The 5137-nt window shown below is 70.0% G+C and carries 6 protein-coding genes; 2 read left to right on the forward strand and 4 right to left on the reverse strand.

Annotation, left to right across the window (positions count from 1 at the left end):
- The coding region (locus INE98_RS09940) for an ATP-binding protein (RefSeq protein ID WP_293538638.1) at positions 1-932 on the forward strand (932 nt) is incomplete at its 5' end.
- 27 nt (positions 933-959) lie between these two features.
- Here INE98_RS09940 and INE98_RS09945 read toward each other — a convergent pair.
- Both INE98_RS09945 and thiD read right to left on the reverse strand, forming a co-directional pair.
- Positions 960-1475 (reverse strand): nucleotidyltransferase family protein, encoded by a 516-nt coding sequence (locus INE98_RS09945; protein WP_293538644.1) that lies wholly within the window; start codon positions 1473-1475, stop codon positions 960-962.
- Between the two features lie 47 nt (positions 1476-1522).
- A complete protein-coding gene (gene thiD / locus INE98_RS09950; RefSeq protein WP_293538640.1) occupies positions 1523-2329 on the reverse strand; it encodes a bifunctional hydroxymethylpyrimidine kinase/phosphomethylpyrimidine kinase in 807 nt (268 codons plus the stop codon).
- A 186-nt stretch (positions 2330-2515) separates the two neighbouring features.
- Between thiD and INE98_RS09955 the strand changes: the two genes are divergently transcribed.
- A complete protein-coding gene (locus tag INE98_RS09955; RefSeq protein WP_293538641.1) occupies positions 2516-3283 on the forward strand; it encodes an SDR family oxidoreductase in 768 nt (255 codons plus the stop codon).
- Here the strand turns inward: INE98_RS09955 and folP are convergent.
- Both folP and INE98_RS09965 read right to left on the reverse strand, forming a co-directional pair.
- Positions 3267-4067: a dihydropteroate synthase gene (folP, locus tag INE98_RS09960; protein WP_293538645.1), complete on the reverse strand. Its 801-nt coding sequence runs from the start codon at positions 4065-4067 to the stop codon at positions 3267-3269. The genes INE98_RS09955 and folP overlap by 17 nt on opposite strands.
- A 35-nt stretch (positions 4068-4102) precedes the next feature.
- Positions 4103-5137 (reverse strand): AAA family ATPase (locus tag INE98_RS09965; RefSeq protein ID WP_293538642.1); only part of this gene is annotated, 1035 nt, incomplete at its 5' end.

Consider the following 5137-nt stretch of genomic DNA (forward strand, 5'->3'; position numbering starts at 1 on the left):
AGGAACCCTTCGACCTCTCGTCGGCACTCAGACCAGTCCAGGAACTGTTCGCACCGGCCGCAAGGGAAAAGGGGCTCGAATTCGGGCTCCGGATCACGCCGCAGGCCGAGGGCGCCTGGTGTGGGGATTCCGGCCGTTTGCGCCAGATTCTGAACAACCTGGTCTCCAACGCGGTGAAGTTCACGCATTCGGGTTCCATCCAGATCCTCGTGGATCAGGTCGCCGACCAGCTGGTGATGACGGTCCGCGACACGGGGATCGGAATCCCGGCGGCCAAGCACGCCTCGCTCTTCGACAAGTTCGTCCAGGTCGACAACTCGGCCACCCGGCGGTTCGGAGGAACCGGCCTCGGCCTCGCCCTCTCGGCCGAGCTCGCCCAGATGATGGACGGACGCATCAGCTTCGACAGCACCGAAGGGCTGGGGTCGACCTTCCGCTTTTCGGCGCCGTTGCCGCGCGCCGAGGCCTTCGCCGAAGACCGGGCGGAGGACGACCTCTTCGCCGACGAGGACTCCTGGCCGCCTCTTCGCGTACTCGCCGCAGAGGACAATCCCACCAACCAGCAGGTTCTCGCGGCCGTGCTGGCGGCCGTAGGCTACAGCCTGGAGATTGTCCCTGACGGCGCAAAGGCGGTCGCAGCCTGGAAGACAGGTCGCTTCGATGTGATCCTCATGGACATCCACATGCCGGTGATGGGGGGTGTGGAGGCGACCCAGGCGATCCGGACTCTCGAGCGAAATCGGGGCCTGCCGAAGACGCCGATCATCGCCCTGACGGCTGATGTCCTGGGGCACCGGGTCGCCGAGTATCTGCAGGCCGGGATGGATACCCATCTTTCCAAGCCGATCGAGATCCGCAAGCTCGTCGAAACCCTCGGACAGGTGGCGTCCGCCCCCGACCTGGGCCTGACCCTGCGCGCCGGGTCGCGCTGAGGCGCACGATCCACCGGGCGGACGGCCTCAGGCCTCGATCCGGACCTCCGGCCAGCGGGCGATGATCCCCGACACCTTATCGCGGAAACCCGGGATGCTCCGCGCCGGGTTCGGGCGGAGGCGAAGGCCGAACAGGTCCTCCAGTCCAAAGGGGGCGAACACGGTCAGCCGGTCGTCGGTTTCAAGCCGGACCCCCACCGCGTTGACCGTCGCGACGAACCTCTCAAGCGCCTCGGCGCTGCACGACAGCGGCGCATAGGGTTCCCCGAAGCGTCCTTCGAACCAGAGGTGGACCCGAGCCTGGTTGCGGACTTCAAACAGTTGGTCGAGGGGCGCGGGCAGGGACGCTGCGGCCCGCCGGATCACCTTGTCCTCAGCCTCCCAGCTGAGGTCGCCGGCGTCGAAGTAGGCGAGGTCATAATCCTTCAGGCCATAGGTTTCCGGCCGACCGGTCAGGTGGTTCAACACCTTCTGGTAGACGGATCCGGAGAAGATGAGCCAGTCGGGCAGGTCAAGGTCGCGGGCGGCCCTCAGCGCCGACATCAGGCTGTCGGACTGGCGGACGAGGAACTCCAGTTCGTCGGCGTGCTTCACGCCCGCCCCCGGAGAGTCCAGGCGTGATCCAGGGGGCCGTGTCCTCGGCCCAGGCCCGGCGCCCGGGCAATGGCTTCCTGGACATAGGCCCAGGCCCGCGCGACGGCGGCCTCCAGGCTCATTCCCTGGGCCAGCCCCGCAGCGCAGGCGGACGCCAGGGTGCAGCCTGTCCCGTGGGTGTGGCGGGTGTCGATACGGTCGGCCTCGAAGAGGGTTTCGCCGGACGGCGTGATCAGGATGTCGGTCAGCCTGTCCCCGGACAGGTGCCCGCCCTTCATGAGGACGGCTCCGGCGCCCAGGGCCAGGAGGGCCTCCCCCGCCCGCCTCAGGTCGTCGGTTGTCTCGACCGCGATCCCGGTCAGGGCCTCGGCCTCAGGAGCGTTGGGCGTGAGAAGGGTGGCGCGGGGAACCATGAGTTGGCGGACCGCGTCCATGGCCTCGTCGGCCAGAAGGGCGGCGCCGCCCTTGGCGGTCATGACCGGATCGACGACGGCGGGAACGCCGGGCGCGGAGTCCAGTATCGCCGCGACGGTCTCGACCATGGCCAGGTCGCCCAGCATGCCGGTCTTGAGGGCGTCGGCCCCGATATCGTCCAGCACAGCCCGGGCCTGGGCCGTGACGAAGGCCGCCGGCACCGGGTGGACGCCGCTCACCCCCAGGGTGTTCTGCACGGTCAGGGCGGTGACGGCCGTCGCCGCAAAGCCGCCCAGGGCGGTCACGGCCTTGAGGTCGGCCTGAAGGCCGGCGCCGCCCCCTGAATCGGAGCCGGCGATGATCAGGACTCTTCCCAGCGCCTTGGACATGCCCCCTTCCTAGCCCGCCCCGCCCCGGATTGCACGAGGCCTCCGTTCCTTTTGAGCGTGACCACCGGCTCCCCAATTCCTCCCCCTTCCAGGGGGAGGTGGACCGCGAAGCGGGCCGGAGGGGGTCAGCGGCGACGGGGATTCACCCCCCGTGCGCAGGCCGCCGATTTGACCTAGGCTGACGCCATGACCGCTTCTGACCTCCCCGCCCCGGGCGTCGCCGTCGTCACCGGCGCCGGTTCCGGCATCGGCCGCGCCGCGGCCCTCGCCCTGGCCTCGCGGGGCTGGGCCGTCGTCCTCGCCGGTCGCCGCGCAGAGGCCCTCGCGGCCACCCGGGCCCAGGCGACCGAGGGCGCCCGGCTCCTCGTCCAGCCCACCGACGTGGCCGACCCCGCCCAGGTCGAGACCCTGTTCGACGCCGCTGTCGCCGCCTTCGGCCGGGTGGACCTCCTGTTCAACAACGCCGGGACGGGCGCGCCGCCGGTTCCGCTGGAAGACCTGTCGCTGGAGGACTGGCGGCGGGTGGTGGATGTCAACCTGACCGGCGCCTTCCTGTGCCTGCAGGCTGCGTTCCGGCGCATGAAGGCCCAGACGCCGCAGGGAGGGCGCATCATCAACAACGGCTCCATCTCGGCCCAGGTCCCGCGTCCCCGGTCGGTCGCCTACACCGCCACCAAGCACGCCATGACCGGCCTGACCCGGCAGGCCAGCCTGGATGGCCGCGCCTACGGGATCGCCTGCGGTCAGATCGACATCGGCAACGCCGCCACCGAGATGACGGCGCGAATGTCCCGAGGGGTCCTGCAGGCCGACGGCCGCCTGGTCCCTGAACCGACCATGGACGTCTCCGCCGTGGGCGAGGCGGTGGCCTACATGGCGGGTCTCCCGCCCGACGCCAACGTCCAGTTCATGACCGTGATGGCCACCGCCATGCCCTTCATCGGCCGGGGCTGACCCCTCCGGATTCGATGGCCGCCTGAACGGCGAGGGCCTGGACCGTCGCGGCGACATCGTGGACCCGGACCGCGGCGATCCCCGCCCTTGCGCCGGCGAGGGCGGCGGCCAGGGAACCGCCCAGCCGCTCGCCAGGGTCGGCGCCCCCCGGTCCTATGGCCTGGATGAAGCGCTTGCGGCTGGCGCCGAGGAGAACCGGGAACCCCAGGGCGACAATCCTCTCCAGTCCCGCCAAAAGGGCGAGATTGTGCGCCAGGGTCTTGCCGAAGCCGATCCCCGGGTCGATCCAGATCCGGTCCCGGTCCACCCCCGCCGCCATCACCCTCTCCGCACGGTGGGACAGGTACTCGCAGACCTCCGCCAGGACATCCTCGTAATGCGGCGCCGCCTGCATGGTCCGGGGTTCGCCCTGCATGTGCATCAGGACGACCTCGCATCCGAGGGACGCCGCCATTTCCGCAGCGCCCGGGGCCCGGAGGGCGGTGACGTCATTCCAGATATCAGCCCCGGCCAGGATGGCGGCCCGGGCCACTTCGGGCTTGCAGGTGTCGATGGAAAGTCTGGCTGGCGTGAGGGGTCTCAGGGCCTTGAGCACCGGAAGGACCCGCCGGAGCTCGTCCTCGGCGGACACAGGCTCGGCGCCGGGGCGGGTGGACTCCCCGCCGATGTCGAGGATATCCGCGCCTTCCGCCTCGAGGGCCAGGGCGTGGGCGACCGCAGCCTCCGCACTGTCCAGCCTGCCGCCATCCGAGAAACTGTCGGGGGTGACGTTCACCACCCCCATCACCCGCGGTCCGGGCCGGTCAGCCTGGACGGGGTTCACGCGGGCTGGGGGCGGGCCGCCGAGGGGGTCAGGGGCACGGAGACCGAGGGCTGGAACACCCCGGCGTCGCCGGGATCGTCCCGCCGGGGCATGACCCCCTTCAGGGCGTTGGTGATCTCTTCCCCGGTCAGGGTCTCGTACTCGAGCAGGGTCTTGGCGAGCCTGTGCAGGTCCTCGATCCGTTCGGTGAGGATGCGCTTGGCCTCGTCATAGCCGCTCTGGACCAGGCGCTTGACCTCCTCGTCGATGATCCGCGCCGTCTCTTCTGAAACGTTCTGGGTCCGCGAGACCGAGTGACCGAGGAAGACCTCATCCTGGTTCTCGCCGTAGGAGACGACCCCCAGCCGGTCAGAGAAGCCCCACTTCGTCACCATCGCCCGGGCCAGACGGGTGGCCTGGTCGATATCGGAGGAGGCGCCCGAGGTGATCTTCTCCCGGCCGAAGATGATCTCTTCCGCCAGCCGGCCGCCCATCAGGATGGCGAGGCGGGAGGTCATCTGCTGGTAGCTCATGGACAACTGGTCCCGCTCCGGCAGCTGCATCACCATCCCCAGGGCCCGGCCGCGGGGGATGATCGTCGCCTTGTGGACGGGGTCCGAGGCGGGAACGCTCAGGGCCACCAGGGCGTGGCCGCCCTCGTGATAGGCGGTCAGGCGCTTTTCGTCGTCGGTCATGGCCATGGACTTGCGCTCGGCGCCCATCATGACCCGGTCCTTGGCGTCCTCGAAGTCGCGCTGGGTGACCATCTTGCGGTCCTTGCGGGCGGCCATCAGGGCGGCCTCGTTGACCAGGTTGGCCAGGTCCGCGCCCGAGAAGCCCGGCGTGCCGCGGGCGATGGTGCGGATGTCCACGTCCGCCGCCAGGGGCACATTGCGCATGTGGACGCGCAGGATGCGCTCTCGGCCGTTCACGTCGGGATTGCCCACCACCACCTGGCGGTCAAAACGGCCCGGACGCAGCAGGGCGGGGTCGAGCACGTCGGGCCGGTTGGTCGAGGCGATGACGATGATGGCGTCGGAAGGGTCGAAGCC

This window comes from Phenylobacterium sp. (assembly GCF_020253645.1).
Lineage (GTDB): Bacteria > Pseudomonadota > Alphaproteobacteria > Caulobacterales > Caulobacteraceae > Phenylobacterium.

Excerpts from the sequence above, each read along its gene's own strand:
- INE98_RS09955 (WP_293538641.1), top strand. The coding sequence starts at position 2,516 with ATGACCGCTTCTGACCTCCCCGCCCCGGGCGTCGCCGTCGTCACCGGC.
- INE98_RS09945 (WP_293538644.1), bottom strand. The coding sequence starts at position 1,475 with ATGTCGGCGCTGAGGGCCGCCCGCGACCTTGACCTGCCCGACTGGCTC.
- thiD (WP_293538640.1), bottom strand. The coding sequence starts at position 2,329 with ATGTCCAAGGCGCTGGGAAGAGTCCTGATCATCGCCGGCTCCGATTCA.
- folP (WP_293538645.1), bottom strand. The coding sequence starts at position 4,067 with ATGGGGGTGGTGAACGTCACCCCCGACAGTTTCTCGGATGGCGGCAGG.